Source organism: Kitasatospora sp. NPDC057692 (assembly GCF_042799475.1).
Lineage (GTDB): Bacteria > Actinomycetota > Actinomycetes > Streptomycetales > Streptomycetaceae > Kitasatospora.
The window spans coordinates 43,797-60,872 of sequence record NZ_JBHVIV010000030.1 but is presented as its reverse complement, the minus strand read 5'-3'; the positions used below and the strand labels follow the sequence as shown (position 1 = coordinate 60,872).

Here is a 17,076-nt window from a genome sequence, read left to right as displayed (position 1 = left end):
TGATGCCTCGAAACCTAGGAATCACAGGTCATCGCGGGTAAGTGCCGGATGGCCGGAGGTCGCGTGGCCGGAGGTCACATGACCTCCGGCCAAACCCCGCACCGGTTCTCCGAGCCGCTGCGGGATCGCGGTGGCGGCCGCGTACGCTGCGGGCAGGAGAGCCTTCGAGCCTTCACGCGTCCTTGAGGAGACCGATGTCACGGCCCGTTCCCTGGATACCCGGCGTCCTGTACGGCGCCGTGTTGTCCGGGGGTGTCTACTACGCCGTCATCGGTCCGGGCCCGGGGGCCGGGACCGCCGGATTCGCGGTCCTGCTCGGTGCCCTGATCGCGCTCGACCGGCGTGACCGGGGGCTGGACCGGTGGCGGGGCCGGCGGGTCCCGGCGGGCGCGGTGTTCGCGCTCAGGGTGCTGCTGCTCTGCGCGGTCACGGCCGTCGACGCGTCGGGGATTTCGCGCGTGCTGTTCGTGCTCGTGCCGTTCCTGGCGTTCTTCGCGTACGGATCCGCCGTCGCCGTCGGACTCGGCGTCGGCTGCGTGGTGGTGCTGGCGGGAGCGTTCACCCTGTCGATTCCGCACTGGCAGGTGCGGGCCGAGTACATCTCGGACCTGCTGATGTTCGCCCTGGGCGTCGTCCTGGCCCTCGCGATGGCCGCCGTGGCCGTCCGCGAGCAGCAGGCGCGCGCCCGGCTGGAGGGCACCCTCGCCCAGGTCGCCGAGCTGTCGGCGGCCCGGGAGCGAAACCGGCTGGCCCGCGAGATCCACGACAGCCTCGGCCACCATCTGACCGCGATCGGGATCCAGTTGGAGAAGGCCGAGGCGTTCGCCTCGATCGATCCGCAAGGGTCGGCGCAGGCGGTGTCGCATGCCCGCTGGTCGGCGAACCGCGCCCTGGACGAAGTCCGGGCTTCCGTGCGCGCGTTGGGTCCCGAGTCGGAGTCCGAACCGGTCGGCCTCTCCCGGGCGCTCGCCGACCTCGTCCACCACCTGGACGGCGGGAGCCGCCGCATCACCCTGGAGATGTCGGGCGTCGAACGCAGGCCTCTGCTGGTGCTGTACCGGGCCGCGCAGGAGGGACTGACCAACGCCTGCCGGCATTCCGGCGCCACCGAGATCGGGGTTCACGTCGCCTACGACGAGCGCGGCGCCCGGCTCCGGGTGGTCGACAACGGCAGCGGATTCGACGCCGCCGAGGAGGGGTTCGGACTGACCGGACTGCGCGAGCGGGTCCGCCTCGCCGAGGGAACGGTGGCCATCGACAGCGCGCCTGGCGGCACGGTCCTCACGGTCGGGGTCCCGTGGTGATCGAGAACGGGAACGGGAACGGGAACGAGGAGGCGGGCGCGGGCACGTCCGTACGGGTCTTCGTCGTCGACGACCAGGACCTCGTACGGGAGGGCATCACGGCCCTCCTCGGCATCCAGCCGGGTATCGAGGTGGTGGGCAGTGCCCGCGACGGCGCCGAGGCGGCCGAAACGGCCCCGGCCCGCCGCCCCGACGTGGTGCTGATGGACATCCGGATGCCCGGGACCGACGGCGTGGCCGCCACCAGGATGCTCCGCCGCAGCCTGCCCGCGTGCAAGATCGTGATGCTGACGACGTTCGACGACGACGAGTACGTCACCCAGGCGCTGCGGGCCGGAGCGGTGGGCTACCTGCTCAAGAACCTGCCCGCCGCCGAGCTGGCGCGGGCCGTACGTCTCGCCCACGCGGGGGTGGCCCAGTTCGACCAGACGGTGATCGCCAACCTGGCCGCCGGGCTCCCGGCCCCCGAGCTGCTCACGCCCCGTGAGACGGAGGTCCTGCGCCTCGTCTCGGCGGGTGCCACGAACAAGGAGATCGCCTCCCGCCTGTACCTCAGCGAGGGAACCGTCAAGAACCACATCTCCCGTGTCCTGAGCCGGCTGGGCCTGCGCGACCGTACCCAAGCCGCGCTCTACGCCAGGGACAACGGCCTCATCTGACCCCGTCGTGAGGCCGCCGCCCCCCGGCGCCGAGGAGGTCGCAGACCTCGCGGACCGACGGCCTCCGGCCGCCGCCCGCCCCCTGTCCGGAGCACGGTTCGAAGTGGCGCTCCTCCACCATCGGTTCGGAGGCGATCCGCAGGCGGCCTGCACCGGCCACCGCTCACCGGGCGACCATTGACAAGGCTTCGGTGCGCCACGAGCATGGGTTCCACGTTGACGCATTGTGAATTCCCGCCATACGGCCCCTCGACCGTATGGCTTTTCTTGCGTCCGGCGCGTGGTGCGTCGCAGCCGAACCAATCGCCGGCGCCCCTCATTCCCACGCAAGGACGGCCGAGATGATCCACGGACCAGACCTGCCCGATGGCAAGCGCCGGGTCCCTTACGACTCCCCGGGTCTGCCTGATCACCGGAGCCCGCTGCGGTTCCTGTGGTGGCTGACGACGAGTCAGTCAAGGCGGGTACTGCTCGGCACCCTGTGGGGCACCGCCTGGATGTGTGCGCTCATGCTTCCCCCGTACGTGCTGTCGAGGACGATCGACGAGGGGCTCAAGGCCCGGGACACCGGGATGCTGCTCCGCTGGATCGGAGTCGTGGTCGTCACCGGGGCGGGGATCGCGATCCTCGGGATCCTGCGGCACCGCACCATGACGCGCATCCGGGTGGACGCGGCCTACCGGACGGTCCAGGTCGTCACGCGGCACGTCACCCTGCTCGGGTCGGCGCTGCCCCGACAGGTGTCCGCGGGTGAGCTCACGCACCTCCAGGCCGGTGACATCAGCAGGATCGCCCAGACACTGACCATCACCGGGCCCGGCGTGGGCGCGGTCGTCGCGTACGCCGCGACCGCCGTCCTGCTGGTCCGGATATCGGCCGTCATCGCCGTGGTGGTCCTCCTCGGCGTCCCGGCCCTGGCCCTGACCGTCGGCCCGTTGCTGGGAAAGCTGCACGGCGCCGAAGGCCGCTACCGGGAGGACCAGGGTGCGCTGACCGCTCTCGCCGGTGACCTGGCGGCCGGCCTGAGCGTCCTCAACGGCATCGGCGGCAAGCCCCTGTTCGCCGCGCGGTACCGGCAGCGCTCCCAGGCCCTGGTCCCCCTCGGCTACCGCGTCGCCGCCATCACCAGCTGGGTCCAGGCGCTCACCGCCTGCCTGCCGATGGTCTTCCTCGCCGTGGTGACGTGGATCAGCGCGCGGATGGCGGTCAGCGGGGCCATCACCGTGGGTGAGCTGGTGGCGGTCTACGGATACGTCGCCGCTCTGCTGGTACCCGTCTCGTCGCTCATCGAAGGGGCGGACGACCTGCCGCGCGGGCTCGTCTCCGCACGGCGGGTGGTCGACATCCTGGCACTCGCCCCGGCTCCCGAGGAGCACCGGACCCGGCTCGACGCACCGGCCGCCCCCGGCCCGCTGCACGACCCCGTGTCGGGCCTGCTGCTGACCCCGGGGAAGATGACGGCCCTGGTCGGCGCCCGTCCCGACGAGCCGTGCGCCGTGGTGGACCGACTGGCCGGCTACACGGACTCCGAGGCCTCCTGGGGGGACGTCGAACTGTCCGCCTGGGACCGCACGGCCCTCAGGCGGCACATCCTGCTCGCGGACAACGACGCCTACGTCTTCGCGGGCCCCCTGCGGTCCGTCGTCTCCGGCAGTGGCGACCGCTCCGACGAGGACATCCGGCGGGCGCTGCACGCCGCCGCCGCGGAGGACGTCGTCGAGGCGCTCCCCGACGAGCTCGACGCCCGCCTGGAGAACCAGGCCCGCAACGTCTCGGGGGGACAGCGCCAGCGGCTGCAGCTGTCCCGGGCCCTGCTCGCGGACCCGGCGGTGCTCCTGCTCGTGGAGCCGACGTCCGCGCTGGACGCGCACACCGAGGCGACGGTTGCCGCCCGGGTGGCAGCGCACCGGCACGGGCGGACCACCCTCGTCGTCAGCACGTCGCCGCTCGTGCTCGGCCAGGCCGACGAGGTCGCCTACCTCGTGAACGGGAAGGTGCGGGCGACCGGCACGCACCGCGAGCTCCTCGCCGACCAGCCGGGATACGCGGCACTGGTGTTCCGCGGCGGCACCGAGACCCCTGCCGAAGCCGCCGTGGCGCAGCCCCTGGAAGGACAGTCCCGATGAGCCGCTCCGACGAGACGCCCCGCCTGCCGATCGCCGATGCCAGGACGGTCCGCCGGGCCGGCCTTCAGCTGTTGAAGGACGACTCGGGCGCCGTCTTCTGGATGCTGCTGCTGACCTGCCTCGCCGCGCTCGCCGGCGCGGCCGGCCCCTGGCTCCTCGGCCGCATCGTGACCAGGGTCGAGTCCGGTGACCTGTCCGTCTCCGGGGTCGACGGACTGGCCGCGGCGGTCCTGGGCTTCGCGGCGGCCCGGCTGGTGCTGACGCGCTATGCGCGGGGCCTCTCCCACCGCTTCGGCGAGCGCGCGCTCGCCCGGCTCCGCGAGGAGGTCGTCGACCGCACCCTCTCACTGCCGGGGCGCATCGCGGACGAGGTGGGCACCGGCGACCTGGTCACCCGCGCCACCCTGGACGTCTCGACCGTCGCGGCCACGCTGCGGAACGCGGCTCCGGACATGTTCATCGCCGGCGTCCAGGTCGTGGTCGTCTTCGCCGCGGTCTTCCTCCTCGACCCGTTGCTCGGGCTCTGCTCGCTGGTGGGACTGCCGCTCGTGTGGGGCGTGAGCCGCTGGTACCTCGCGCGCTCCCGCGAGGCCTACCTCGCCGAGGGAGCGGCGGCCGGCGACGTCTCCGAGATCCTCAACTCCACCGCACACGGCGCCCGGACCGTCGAGGCCTACGGACTGCGCACCCGGCGGAACAGCGCCCTCGACGAAGCCATCGACACCACCTACCACGCCGCCATGCGCACCCTCTCCCTGCGGACGGTGCTGTTCCCGGTCACCGAGTTCGCGCACATCCTGCCCATGGCGCTCATCCTGCTTGTGGGCGGGCTCGGCTACCTCGACGGGGCGATCCCGCTGGGCGTCGTGGTGACGGGCAGCCTCTACATGTGGCAGCTGGTCGACCCGCTCAACCAGATGCTCTTCTGGGTGGAACAACTGCAGCGCAGCGGCGCCTCGTTCGCCCGCATCAAGGGGGTCGGACTGGTGTCGCACACGGCTGACGCTCCGGTGCCGGCCCCGGCGGACGACCTCATCGAGGTCAAGGGCACGGGGTACTCCTACGTCCCCGGGCACGAGGTCCTCAAGGACGTGGACCTGCTGGTCCGTCCCGGTGAACGACTGGCGGTGGTCGGCCGGTCGGGAGCCGGCAAGTCCACCCTCGGCAAGTTGCTGTCGGGCGTGGACGCCCCGGACACCGGCCACGTCCTGGTCGGCGGCGTTCCCGTCACCGACCTGGCCGCGGCGGGCGAACTGGGCAACCGCATCGTCCTCATCACACAGCAGCACCACGTGTTCATGGGCACCCTCCGCGACAACATGACCATGGCCGCGCCCGAAGCCGACGACGAGGCCGTCCTGGCGGCGCTGAGGTCGGTGGAGGCGGACTGGGTGGCCGAACTGCCGCAGGGCCTGGACACCCCGCTGGGCTCGGGCGGGCTCGAACTGGCGGCGGCCCAGGCACAGCAGCTCACCCTGGCCAGGGTGCACCTGGCGGACCCGCACACCCTGATCCTGGACGAGGCCACGTCGCTGCTCGACCCCACGACCGCCCGGCAGGCGGAGCGGGCCGTGGCCGCCGTCCGGTCGGACCGCACCGTCATCGCCATCGCCCACCGGCTGCAGACCGCTCACGACGCCGACCGCGTCGCCGTCATGGAGTCCGGCCGCATCGTCGAACTGGGCACCCACGAGGAGTTGATCGGCGCGGGCGGGCCGTACGCGGACCTGTGGCGGTCGTGGAACGGCGACAGCTGAGCATTGGGCAGGCCGTACGCCCCCGGGGAGTCCGCTCCCCGGGGGCGTACTCGTTTGGTCCGCCAGTGGCGTCTGCGGCACATGACGGAGCAGGACGACCGTGGCTTGTCCGTGAAAGTCGCGGGCGGGCACTTCGCTGAGGGGCCGACCCTGCGCTTCGGGGCGGAAGACGATCATGGGGGTGAGTGGAACACGCGCTCGAAGTACCATCCCTGCATGGTTCTCCGGCCGATACTTCTCAACCTCCGCAGTGGCGTAGTCGGACGGAGACATCCCTGCAGAGAGGGCAGAGGGCGATGAGTGTGGCTGAGAGTTGGTCGCGTGTGATGAGTCTTCTTCGGGAGCACGCGCCGGCCGATCACGCGGATCTGCCGGGGCCCGCTACGGAGCAGATGCTCGCGGCAGCCGAAGAGCGGATGGGGATCTCCCTGCATGTGGACCTGCGGACGTGGCTGTTGCAGAACAATCCGGATCTGCCGGAGGAGGACGTCGACGACGACGTGATGTGCTGCGGCTTCGACGGGTTCCCCGACGAGGGAAGCTTCTTTCTGGGCATCCGGGCGATGGAGAGGCTTTACGCGAACCGCTCGACGCCCTGTGGATTCGACCCTCCGGACCAGCCGGACTACCCGTTCTGGCGTAACGAGTGGATCCCGTTCCTGTCCGACCAGGACGGCTGGAGAGGAAAGTTCATCGATGTGCGGGACGGGCGTGTCGGCAACTGGTTCGTGGGTGGGATCACGGTCACGGGCGAGTACGAGTCGATGGCCCAGTACTTCGACTCCGTGGCAGAGACGCTGACGAGGATCGCTGATGGAAGCTCCCCGGTCTGCCGGTTCACCGAAGGACGACTTGCCTGGTCGTGAGACGGTCCTCGACTGGATGACGGCCATTGCCAAGCCGCCCTCACCTTGGAACGACAATCAGCCTCGTCAGCCTTGACGTTCCGAACCTCGTCTGCGGCATAGGCAGCTTGTTCAAGGAGTGCGAGCACCCCGAGAGCCGGTGGCCGAGGTGCCCGCACGAGTACAAGATCCGCTACCGCCACGCGGCCGGACGGCAGACCGAGGAGTCCGGATTCGCCACCCAGGACAAGGCGAAGTCCCGGCTCGCCGAGGTCTACCCTTCAACTCCGCGAGGGCCGGGGCGGCCGCGCTCAGGTGACGAGGGGAACGCCATGCCCTCGCTCCAGCCCGCGCCTGTCGTGTACACCGGCCGCCACGGGTTCTGGTCGTCTTCCTTCTGCTCGGTGGCATCGCTCACGCCTACCTCTCATGGTGAGCCTGCCCGCCGGTCGCCCGGCGGGCAGGCAGAGATCTCCGCAAGGCGCGTGCCGCAACCGAACTGGTGGGGTACATGATGATCGCTTCCGGCCTCCGGCCGTCGTCGAGCCTCTTCTCGCCTTGCCCCGGGCGCTCCGCCCGGCACCAGCCGTTGACATCGAAGGCACCAAATCCGACACCACCTCCTACCTCCGCGCCGCTGCTGGCGACCCCACCAACCCCGCCGCGAGGCTCCTCTCCGCCCAGGCCACAGTCCTCAAGTCGGATCTGGAAGTCGGGGATCTCATTGTCAACGGCGTCTTCCAGGCCCACCCGGCCGCGCCCACCGCTCCGGTCCGCACCACCTGGCGGGCGTCGGCCTACCCGGCCTCGGCCCGGCCGTGACCGCCAGCCCGACCACCGGGCCGGTCCGGGCACAGCTGTGCGCGGTGCTGGTCCAGGAAGGCCGAGTGTGTCTGATCCGCCGTCGACAAACCTCCACAGGCGGCGCCCAGTTCCTCCGGCTTCCGACCCCGCGGCCTTCGGGCGTCGGACGTCGGGCACCGGCGGGCCGTCACGGATGGCGTCGGCGACCTCGGCAGACACGTCGTTCCGGTGGACGAGCGTGCTGTGCGCGGCGACGCAGTAGGCAGAGCGGACTATGCGGACGCCATTCGTGGAGGGTGCGCTCCAGGAGCACGCGGTCGGTGCACGAGGGCGCCGAGCTCCGGAGTGCGTAGCGCGGGCCAGGCGAGTACGAGTGCAATTCGCATCAAAATCACTAGTTCTGATGAAGATTGATGACCCATCAGCTCATCAGCTATTCCCCATCTGATCTGATCATGACGCCGTTCGGCATCCGTTCACAGAGAAGGTGGTTCCACATGACCAGTGACCCGACTGCGTCGGTCACCGAAGCGACGCTCACCGACATCGCCACCAACGGCATCTGGGGCCCGGGCCACAGCGTCAGCCAGGCTGTCGTCGACGTATCCCAGGCGTTGCTCGCCTCTCTTCAGGGCCAGGAGGGCGTCGAACTCCCGCCGGAGCTCTCGGAGCTGGTGGCCGAGGTGCGGCGGATCGCCACCATCGCACTGCCCCGGATCACCACCAACGACGGTGTCCGGCTGTCGGCGTTCAGCATCAAACTGAAGGACGGCGCCCCGCACCCCGTGGTGATCGTGCCCGCCGGGTGGAACCCGTACGGCTGGCTGCCCTTCCTCCACGCCTACCTCAAGCTGGCGCAGCGCGGCTACCACGTGCTGGCCTACTCCCCGCGCGGCATCGGCATCAAGGGCTGGCTGTCGACCTCCGAGGGCTTCGTCGACGTGGCCGGGCCCAACGACTGGGCCGACGGCTCGTCGGTGATCGACTACGCGCAGGAGGCCCTCGATCCCAGCCGGATCGGCTTCCTCGGCGAGTCCTACGGTTCCGGGATCAGCCAGCTGGTCGCCGCGAACGACCCGGCCAATCGCGTCTCCGCCGTGGTCGCGCTGAGCACCTGGGGGAACCTCGCCACCAGCCTGTACAACAACGGCACCCGGCACCTGGCGGCCGTGCAGGCGCTGATCGACTTCACCGGCGGCCCGCTGGAGGAGAAGTTCGACGAAGACACCCAGCGGCTCCTCAAGAACTTCCTCAACGGCCGGGACCTCGACGAGGTCGTCGAGTGGGGCACCGAGCGCTCCCCGGCGACCCACGTCGACCGGACGAACGCGCGGGGCATCCCGACCTTCGTCTCGAACACCTGGCACGAGACGCTGTTCCCGGTCAACCCGGTGCTCGACCTCTTCGAGCGGCTCACCGTCCCGAAGCGGCTGAACCTGTGGATCGGCGACCACGGCGCCCCCGAGGGCCCCGGTCTGGCCGGGCTGGTGACCGGCCTGCCGTTCCCCGGGCTGGCGGTGCCGACCCGGGAGGCCTACGAGTGGCTGGACCACTTCCTGCTCGGCGCGGACAACGACGTGCCGAACTGGCCGGCCGTGAACAGCCAGAGCATGTTCACCTACCAGACGGTCGCCATCCCCGGCGGCACCAAGCTGATCACCGTCCCCGCGCGCCGCGAGACGTACGCGTCCTGGGAGGAGGTCACCACCGGCAGCGAGGCCTGGTACCTCACCGGCGCCGACGGCACCGGTGACGGCAGGCTCACCGACAAGCCGGCCGTCGGGTGGTCGCGGGACTTCGAGGCCGGGGCCCTTACTTCCTCGGTCGCGGGCGAGCTGCTCAAGACCGGGCAGCAGGAGTGGTTCGGCAACCCCAAGTCCTACGAGCCGGCGAAGTTCGAGCGCGGTCAGCTGCTGGTCTGGTCGACCGAGCCGCTGACCGGATCCGGCGAGGTGGCCCGCCGGATCCGGGGCGCCGCCACCGTGCGGCTCACCGTGCGCAGCAGCGTGGACGCCGCCACCGTGATCGCCTACCTGTACGACGTCGCCCCGGACGGCACCGCCCGGATCATCACCCACGAGCCGTTGACGCTCACCGGCCTGACCCCGAACGTCAACACCACCGCCGGCTGGACCCTCCAGGCCGCCTCCTACGACCTGCCGACCGGCCACCGGCTCGCCCTGGTGGTCAACAGCCGTGACCCGCTGTACTCCTACGCGGGCTCCGACCTCCCCGCCCTCACCACCACCACGGTCAGCTCCGTGAGCGGGAGCGAGGCCAGGCTGGAGCTGCCGCTGGGCTGATATTCCCAGGGCCCGAGGGCTGCGTGGTCTTCCACGGGGACGGTCGAGCAGGGCGTGATGACGACGGCGACGGACGTCACCGTCACCCGCAGCGGGGCCTCGGTGCTGGTCACCGAGGCCCCGGCCGTCACAACCAGGAACGGGGGACTGCCCGCCGGTGGGAAACCCGGCGACTTCATTGGCCTGCGGCTCGAGGCGCCGCAGGCCGACGACGGCGACAGCGTCGACCTGTCCACCACGGTCAGGATCGGGGACACCATCGGTCCCCGCGCAGACCGAGCCGTCACTCGGACCCCGCCCCGGAGTGCCGCCCCCACAGTTTCAGGGACTGGTGCCCGCTGCTGGGCCCCGAGTGGCACATGAAGCTCTGGCAGTACTGCGACGGCGTCTTCGGCAAGCAGGAGTACTGCGTGCAGACCCCTTCTCCCGCCCCCGCGGCCGCCGCTCCGGCCCCCGGCGGGTGACCGCCGTCGCCCCGCCGCACTCGTGCGGCGGGGCGGTCGCACGGGCGTGCCGATGCGGGGAGGTCAGAGGACGCCGACGGTCTTCCAGGCCTTGGTGACGGCGTCCAGCTCGGTTCCGGTGGCGCGCGGCGGCGCTGCTGCTCGCGGCTGAAGGCCCGGTAGCCCAGGCGCTCGTAGGGGGCGCGGGCGCGCCGGTTGCTCTCCTCGACGCCGAGTTCGGCGCGGGTCAGGCCCCGGGCGCCGATCCGCTCTCGGCGGCGCGGGCGGCCGGAAGGGCCGGCCCGCGCCACTGCGCGGGCCGGCCCCCGGGTGGTCCGGGTGGTGCGGGGTCAGCAGCCGATGGTGGTGTCGCCGGTGTCGGCGGCGCAGGTGTCGAAGCCCAGGCCGCCGTTGGCGGTGTCGCCTCCGATGCCGTCCTGGACGTCGATGCTGTCGTTGCCGAGGCCGCCGCTCATCGCGTCGGTGCCGTCGTGGTCGACCAGGACGTCGTTGCCGTTCTGGCCGTCGAGGTCGTCGTCGCCGGGGCCGCCGTAGATGTGGTCGTTGCCGTTGTCGAAGAGGGACAGCACCACGTCGAGGAGGGTCTCGCCCTTGTTGGTGTCGTTGCCGGCCTCGCCGTAGAGGTAGTCGTCGCCGTTGCCGCCGCCCAGGGCGTCGTCGCCGGCACCGCCCCACAGGATGTCGTTGCCGTTGCCGCCGTCGATGGTGTCGTCGCCGCCACCGGCGTAGACGGTGTCGTTGCCGCTGCCCGCGTTGATGGTGTCGTTGCCGCCCAGGCCGCAGATGACGTCGGCGCCGCTGGTGCCGTTGAGCGTGTCGTCGCCGTTGGTGCCGATGATCGTGCACCCCAGCGCGTTGTCGACGGTCGTGCTCTGCGCGGCGCTGTCGTTGCCCGGCACGAGGTCGGGTTCGGTGGCGTCGACCGCGGCGGTGGCGGTGACCGTACCGGTGGTGCTCGGCGACAGGGTCAGGGTGACCGTCGCGCTCGCGCCGGACGCCAGGCTGCCCAGGGTGCAGGAGACGGTGGGGGCGGCGATGCTGCACGAGCCCTGGGACGGGACGGCGGAGGCGATCCCGGCCGGGGCCCCGGACAGGGTGATGGCGGCCGTGGTGCCCGTGGCGTCGTGGGGTCCGTTGTTGCTCACGGTCACGATGTCGGTGAAGGTGCCGCCGAGCGGGGTCGGATCGGCCGAATCGGCCACCGTGACCGCCAGATCGGCACCGGGATCGACGTAGGTGTACCGGTCGGCGGCGGACACGGGGCTGGTGCCGGCCGGGGTGGTGACGGTGACGTCGACGGTGCCGGGCGCGTGGGCGGGGACGGTCGCGGTGACGGTGCGGTCGTTGACGACGGTGACGGCCGTGGCCGGGGTGCCGCCGAACTTCACAGCGCCGGCACCGGCCAGTCCGGTGCCGGTGATCGTGACGGTTCCGCCGCCGGAGGGCGGACCCTGGTCCGGGCTGACCGCGGTCACGGCGACCGGCACGGGGGTCACGGCGATCCCGAACGGGGCACTGCCGACCGGGATGGTGCCGGTGACGGTGTTGGTGGACGCGTCGACCACCGAGACGGTGTTGGAACCGTCGTTGACGACGTAGACGTTGCTGTTGGCCCCGTCGGCCGCCACACCGACCGGCGCGCTTCCGACGGGGATGGTGCCGGTGACGGTGTTGGTGGCGGTGTCGATCACCGAGACGGTGCCGGCGTTGGCGTTCGTCACGTAGACGTGGGCGCCGTCGGGGTTGATCGCGATCCCCTCCGGCCCGCCGACACCGCTGATGATGGTGCTGATGCTGTTGGTGGCGGTGTCGATGACCGAGACGCTGTTGCTGTTGAAGTTGCCCGCGTAGGCGTGGGCGCCGTCCGGGGTGACGGCCACCGCGGCGGGCGTGGCGGCGCCGGGGTTCTGGACGGTCGCGATGACGGTGCTGGTGGCGGTGTCGACGACCGAGACCGAGCTGCCGACGAAGTTGGCCACGAAGGCCTTGGCGCCGTCGGGGGCGAAGGCGATGCTGAAGGGCTGGCTGCCGGTGGCGAAGCCGGCGACGACGGTGCTGGTGGCGGCGTCGATCACGGTGATCCCGCCGACGCCCGTGGCGATGTTGTTGCCCACGTAGACCAGGGAGCCGTCCGGCGAGACCGCCACCGGACCCGGGATCACGCCGACCGGGATGGTCGCGACGACCGTGTTGGTGGCGGTGTCGATCACCGAGACGTTGTTGCTCCCGTTGTTGGCGACGTAGACCCGGGAGGCGTCGGGGGACTCGGCCACCCCTTCCGGGAATCGGCCCACGGGAATGGTGGCGGTCACCGTGTTGGTGGCGGTGTCGATGACCGAGACCGAATTGCCGCGCAGGTTGGTGACGTAGGCCATCCGGCCCCCGGCACTCGCCTGGGCGGGCGCGGCGGCCAGCGTGACCACGCCGAAGAGCACCAGGACGGCGGAGCACAGCACGGCGATCAGCGAACGGCGCCGGGAGCGGCGCATCGGAAGCGGAGACCGGGTTCTGCGACGAACGCGGGAAGACGACATTGCCCTCTCCTTCCGGTCCGCGCCACATCGGCGGGAACCGGCAGGCCCCGGAGAACCGACAGCGGCGCGGTCGCACAGAGGCGGGGCCGTCACCAGCGGCAGCACCGCCGCCGGGCCGTGCCCGCCCCGCCCGCCGCCGCGGCCCGGACCACGGCAGCGGGCCCCGGACCACGGCGGCAGGCGACTTGCACGCTCCCGGTACCGGGAGCGGCCAAGTCCCTGAAATGCTCTCAGGCGGTCTGCCATCACCACAGCCAATGTTCAATTCGGACCGAATGTGGCGATTGGCGACTTCTTCCTACCGGATACTGATCCCCGACAGGGAACGCTGTTCACCTGTCCCGGCTGCGCCGCGTCCCGACACCTGCCCGGACCCACGCATCGCCCGTGCGCACGGCGTCCGCGCGCCCGGGCGACCCGCCTCGGGCCCGTCGTCGACGTCCTCGATCCCGAAGAGGACGGATCGCCGAACACCGGAACCTCATCCGGCCCGTCCAGGAGCGATCCGAAGGCCCGGACGACATGTTCCGACTTGCCTCTCCAGGGCATAAGTTGATCCAACTTAGCGCTCTGGCAAGGGAGTCGGGGCGGTGACATAATCCCCCGCACAGGGATGCGACCGCGACCGCGGAGGGACTCGACCGAATCCATGACGACGGAATCCGTCAGCGACCGCACCTCACCCGCCGTCAACTCCGACGGACTCCATCTGCGGCCCCGGAGCTACGACCAGCGCATCTGGGTGGAGAGCCGGCAGTACCTGGCGATGGACCCCCGGCCGTCCGACGTCCTCCTCGATGTGGGCGCCAACATCGGAACCGTCACCCACCGCTTCCTGACCGCCGGGATCTCCCGCGCGATCGCCTTCGAACCCGAGGCGCAGAACCACCGGCTGCTCCGTCTCAACACCGACCGGTTCGGCGACCGCGCCGTGCTGCGGCCCGAGGCGATCGCCGCCACCGCCGGACCGCGACGGCTCTGGACGCACAACGGGCGCAACCACGGCCTGCATTCACTGGTCGCCCACCCGCGCCGCCGGTCCGTGGTGGTGCCGGCCGTGCCGCTCGGCGAGGTCCTCGACGAGTACCGGCCGACCCTGCTGAAGATCGACATCGAGGGAGGCGAGTACGAGCTGCTCCCCGATCTCCGCCGGCTCCCGCCACAGGTACGGTCGGTGGCCATCGAACTGCACCTCTGGCAGGACGGCTGGCGCCGGGAGCACGGCCCGGACCTCGTCGCCGCGATCCGCGCCCAGGGCTTCCGGGACGTCCGGCCGCCCCGCATCGGCCCCGGGAACCCGTGCTCCTCGGCGATCTGGACCCGATGACCGGACCCAGCCGCGCATCGCCGCTTCAGGAAGTCGACAGATTGCGGCAGACCTCGACCCTGACGTCCCTCATGTCGAGCCCGGTCACCCTCCCCTCCACCGCGACGAATCCCTTGTCCCCGGACCTGATCAGACCGGCCAGATGCGATTTCGGCCTGGCCTCGCTCAGGGCGTCGACGGCCATCGCCGTCCCGAATGCGAGAATTCCGCAGAGCACGAAACAGGGTGCCTGCTGTGACGTCCTGGTGACGAAGAGAAAGCCGTGGTCCTGGATCAGTTCACCGGCTGCGGAGAGCCTCGTCTCGAAGGTCATGCCGGCCCAGCGGGCCCGCCTGGCCTCCGGGTACTCGATGCCGAATTCCGGGAATCCCGCGCCGAGCACACCGGCGGAATACCGATTGACGCTCGGCCCGCCGATCGAGAACGTCGGCACCCGGGGGTCCTGGGACCCCGGGGCCACCAGTTCAATGACCACCTTGTGGTTCGCCTTCCGGAGCAGGTCGATCAGTTGTCCGATGGCCCGCCCCTCGGCCAACGGCAGGAACAGGACGTTCTTCGGGTTGGTGTGGGTGTGCTGCTGACCGTCGTTGTCGAAGCTGAACTCGGCCACCTCCACGCTGGAGGTGACGATCTGGACCCGGTTGTACGGTGCGAGCAGCCTCCGCAGGAAGCCGTAGCGCAGCAGCAGCTGCGCGCGGGGCATGAATCTCGCCGCAAGAAAACCAATCACAGCAGGAACGGAACCGATCAGAACCTGCAGAAGAATCTCCATGCCACCCCCGGGAAAGACTCAAACACGCACTGCGCGCCGCAGGATAACTCCCCCACCGCAGGGATGGCGATACCCTCGGTGCCGTATCCCGGACAACTTCACCGAAGTGAATCCCGACAGGAAGATCGCAGCAGATCTCGGCAGAAGGAGGAGATGTGACCATTCCACGACAAGGCCGGAAGGTCGCTCTGGTCACCGGGGCGAACACGGGAATCGGCCGCACGGTCGCCCTCGGCGTCGCAGCCGCCGGGTGGCAGGTCGTCGGCCACTGGTTCGAAGCACCCGCGGAGGCCACGAGCCTCCAGCAGAAGATCGGCGACGACTGCCGGCTCGTCCACGCGGACCTGCGCGAGGAATCCGGCCTGCAGGCCGTCTACGCCGCCGTCGACGAACTCGACGGGCCGCTCGACCTGGTCGTCAACAACGCCGGCTTCACCGGCTGGACCCCCGACGTGCTCGCCGTCGGAACCGCCGAGTGGGACTCCGTCTTCGCCGTCAACGTCCGTGCCACCTTCTTCAGTTGCATCGAGGCCTACCGGCGGATGAAGGACCACCGGCGCGGCAGCATCGTCAACGTCTCCAGCAACACCGCCGCCCTCGCCATCCCCCAACTCGCCGCCTACGGCACCAGCAAGGCCGCCGTCAACGCGCTCACCCGCCAGCTCGCCGTGGAATTCGCCCCGCACGGCGTCCGGGTCAACGCCGTCGCCCCCGGTCCCACCGTCGTCGAACGCACCCTGCGGGACGACCCGGACTACGCGACGACCTGGGGCCGCATGGTCCCGCTCGGCCGCGCCGCCGACCCCGACGACGTCCTCGGCCCCCTGCTCTTCCTCGCCTCCGACGCCGCCCGCTACGTCACCGGCCACGTCCTCTACGCCGACGGCGGCTGGAGCCAGGCCGGCACCACCCCGCCTCCCGAACACCTCCGCCCCGGCACCGCCCCCGACCGGTCCGCCCACCCGGCCGAGCCCTGACCACCCGGCCGGGGGCGATCGGTCCCACCCCTGGCCCGCCCCAGAGGCGCCGCCGCGGACCGGGATGCCTGCGAACGCGCTGGTCCTGCGGCACCGCACGGCTGCAGGCCAATGTGCCTGCTGGGCCGGTCAGTTCGCGCCGGGCGGGTAGAACTGGCGGGCCCAGTGCCGGTAGATGCCGACGGACTGGTCGCCGGCGGCGAGCCGGGGCCGGGGCTCGTAGCGCTTGTGGTTCCAGATCGGGACGTCCTGGAGGATGACCCTGGCCGTCATCCGCAGCGTGGAGCGGGCGACGGCCCTGGTCAGTGCCGCGCGGGCGGCCGGGAGATCCAGACCCGGTACCCGGCCCGGGTCGGTGACCTCGCAGGCCGCCGCGACCCGCAGCACCGTGCGCCAGGGGCCGGTCGGGGTGGGCAGGCCCCAGAGGTGGACGGCCAGGCCGAAGCGCGGCAGTTCGAGCTGGGTGAGCGTCCACCCGAGCCCCGCCATCAGCGTCGACTTCTCCCAGGAGAGCCCGCCGAAGACCGGGATCCGGCCCGCGGTGGAGCGCAGGTTCGTCCGCAGGTACGGCCCTTCCGGGGCCGGCGGTGTCACCTGGCGCACCATCAGCCGGTGGAGCGTGCCGAGGTGCCGGTAGTCGGCGACGTTCTCCATCACCTCCTGCGGGTGGGTGTCCACCTCGACCGCCCAGTGCGCCGTGGGCCGCACCTCCGGGCCGGGCAGGGCGGGCAGCTCCCAGCTCGGCGGGGCGTCGTCGTGGCCGTGCCAGACGTGGAGGAAGCCGTTGCGTTCGAGGACCGGGAGGTGTTCCAGCCGGGTGCGCAGCGGCACGCCGTCAGGGTCGCTGACGCAGGCGCCGTCGGCCCCGAACGCGAAGCGGTGGAACGGGCAGACCAGCGTGTCGCCCTCGACCGTGCCGCCGAAGCCGAGGTGAGCACCCATGTGAGGGCAGTAGGGGCGGGTGGCGCGGACCTCGCCGCGGCGGGTGCGGTAGAGGACGACGTCCTCGGTCGCGAATCGCCGGGTCAGCACGGCGCCCGGGCGCAGTTCGCGGGAAAGGGCGAGGCAGAACCAGCCGCTGGGCGTCGGAAGCGCGGGCCCGTCACCGACGGGCGCTGCGCGCGGTGGGCGGGCGGGCCGTGGGGCGATGGCCTGGGGAACGTCGTCCGAGGTTGTCATAGGGCACACGGTAGGTAGACAAACG

The 17,076-nt window shown here is 71.2% G+C and carries 11 protein-coding genes and 1 pseudogene; 8 read left to right on the top strand and 4 right to left on the bottom strand.

The features are described 5' to 3' along the window. The first annotated feature begins 194 nt into the window (after window positions 1–194). The 6 genes from ACFVFS_RS18965 (at window position 195) to ACFVFS_RS18940 (ending at window position 9,798) form a co-directional block, all read left to right on the top strand. The gene (locus ACFVFS_RS18965) at window positions 195–1,304 is read left to right on the top strand and encodes a sensor histidine kinase (RefSeq protein WP_380625512.1); all 1,110 of its coding nucleotides are present in this window, start codon (window positions 195–197) and stop codon (window positions 1,302–1,304) included. Further along, window positions 1,298–1,963 (top strand): response regulator, encoded by a 666-nt coding sequence (locus tag ACFVFS_RS18960; protein WP_380625510.1) that lies wholly within the window; start codon window positions 1,298–1,300, stop codon window positions 1,961–1,963. Before ACFVFS_RS18965 ends, ACFVFS_RS18960 begins: the two co-directional genes overlap by 7 nt. 341 nt (window positions 1,964–2,304) lie before the next feature. Continuing rightward, the gene (locus ACFVFS_RS18955; protein ID WP_380625508.1) at window positions 2,305–4,089 is read left to right on the top strand and encodes an ABC transporter transmembrane domain-containing protein; all 1,785 of its coding nucleotides are present in this window, start codon (window positions 2,305–2,307) and stop codon (window positions 4,087–4,089) included. Next, window positions 4,086–5,846, top strand: coding sequence for an ABC transporter ATP-binding protein (locus ACFVFS_RS18950; protein WP_380625506.1), 1,761 nt, complete (start codon window positions 4,086–4,088; stop codon window positions 5,844–5,846). The genes ACFVFS_RS18955 and ACFVFS_RS18950 overlap by 4 nt, the downstream gene beginning before the upstream one ends. A gap of 296 nt (window positions 5,847–6,142) precedes the next feature. Then, on the top strand, window positions 6,143–6,712 hold the full coding sequence (locus ACFVFS_RS18945; RefSeq protein WP_380625504.1) for an SMI1/KNR4 family protein: 570 nt from the start codon (window positions 6,143–6,145) through the stop codon (window positions 6,710–6,712). 1,280 nt (window positions 6,713–7,992) lie between these two features. Next, a complete protein-coding gene (locus tag ACFVFS_RS18940; RefSeq protein ID WP_380625502.1) occupies window positions 7,993–9,798 on the top strand; it encodes an alpha/beta fold hydrolase in 1,806 nt (601 codons plus the stop codon). Window positions 9,799–10,402: 604 nt separating this feature from the next. On the opposite strand, the pseudogene ACFVFS_RS18935 reads toward ACFVFS_RS18940, so the two are convergent. After that, window positions 10,403–10,510 (bottom strand): annotated as a pseudogene (locus ACFVFS_RS18935) (GNAT family N-acetyltransferase); the annotation flags it as partial. Between the two features lie 81 nt (window positions 10,511–10,591). Then, the gene (locus tag ACFVFS_RS18930; protein ID WP_380625500.1) at window positions 10,592–12,751 is read right to left on the bottom strand and encodes an IPT/TIG domain-containing protein; all 2,160 of its coding nucleotides are present in this window, start codon (window positions 12,749–12,751) and stop codon (window positions 10,592–10,594) included. A gap of 694 nt (window positions 12,752–13,445) precedes the next feature. Here ACFVFS_RS18930 and ACFVFS_RS18925 point away from each other — a divergent pair. Beyond that, window positions 13,446–14,123 (top strand): FkbM family methyltransferase, encoded by a 678-nt coding sequence (locus tag ACFVFS_RS18925; RefSeq protein WP_380625498.1) that lies wholly within the window; start codon window positions 13,446–13,448, stop codon window positions 14,121–14,123. A gap of 25 nt (window positions 14,124–14,148) precedes the next feature. Here the strand turns inward: ACFVFS_RS18925 and ACFVFS_RS18920 are convergent, their stop codons facing one another. Further along, window positions 14,149–14,895 carry a hypothetical protein gene (locus ACFVFS_RS18920; RefSeq protein ID WP_380625496.1) on the bottom strand — a complete coding sequence of 249 codons (747 nt, stop codon included), beginning with the start codon at window positions 14,893–14,895 and terminating at the stop codon, window positions 14,149–14,151. Between the two features lie 155 nt (window positions 14,896–15,050). Here ACFVFS_RS18920 and ACFVFS_RS18915 point away from each other — a divergent pair, with 155 nt between their 5' ends. Continuing rightward, window positions 15,051–15,872 (top strand): SDR family NAD(P)-dependent oxidoreductase, encoded by an 822-nt coding sequence (locus tag ACFVFS_RS18915; RefSeq protein WP_380625494.1) that lies wholly within the window; start codon window positions 15,051–15,053, stop codon window positions 15,870–15,872. A 129-nt stretch (window positions 15,873–16,001) separates the two neighbouring features. Here the strand turns inward: ACFVFS_RS18915 and ACFVFS_RS18910 are convergent, their stop codons facing one another. After that, window positions 16,002–17,051 carry a Rieske 2Fe-2S domain-containing protein gene (locus tag ACFVFS_RS18910; protein WP_380625492.1) on the bottom strand — a complete coding sequence of 350 codons (1,050 nt, stop codon included), beginning with the start codon at window positions 17,049–17,051 and terminating at the stop codon, window positions 16,002–16,004. Window positions 17,052–17,076: the final 25 nt, after the last annotated feature.

Excerpts from the sequence above, each read along its gene's own strand:
- ACFVFS_RS18965 (WP_380625512.1), top strand. The coding sequence starts at position 195 with ATGTCACGGCCCGTTCCCTGGATACCCGGCGTCCTGTACGGCGCCGTG.
- ACFVFS_RS18955 (WP_380625508.1), top strand. The coding sequence starts at position 2,305 with ATGATCCACGGACCAGACCTGCCCGATGGCAAGCGCCGGGTCCCTTAC.
- ACFVFS_RS18950 (WP_380625506.1), top strand. The coding sequence starts at position 4,086 with ATGAGCCGCTCCGACGAGACGCCCCGCCTGCCGATCGCCGATGCCAGG.
- ACFVFS_RS18945 (WP_380625504.1), top strand. The coding sequence starts at position 6,143 with ATGAGTGTGGCTGAGAGTTGGTCGCGTGTGATGAGTCTTCTTCGGGAG.
- ACFVFS_RS18940 (WP_380625502.1), top strand. The coding sequence starts at position 7,993 with ATGACCAGTGACCCGACTGCGTCGGTCACCGAAGCGACGCTCACCGAC.
- ACFVFS_RS18930 (WP_380625500.1), bottom strand. The coding sequence starts at position 12,751 with ATGCGCCGCTCCCGGCGCCGTTCGCTGATCGCCGTGCTGTGCTCCGCC.
- ACFVFS_RS18925 (WP_380625498.1), top strand. The coding sequence starts at position 13,446 with ATGACGACGGAATCCGTCAGCGACCGCACCTCACCCGCCGTCAACTCC.
- ACFVFS_RS18920 (WP_380625496.1), bottom strand. The coding sequence starts at position 14,895 with ATGGAGATTCTTCTGCAGGTTCTGATCGGTTCCGTTCCTGCTGTGATT.
- ACFVFS_RS18910 (WP_380625492.1), bottom strand. The coding sequence starts at position 17,051 with ATGACAACCTCGGACGACGTTCCCCAGGCCATCGCCCCACGGCCCGCC.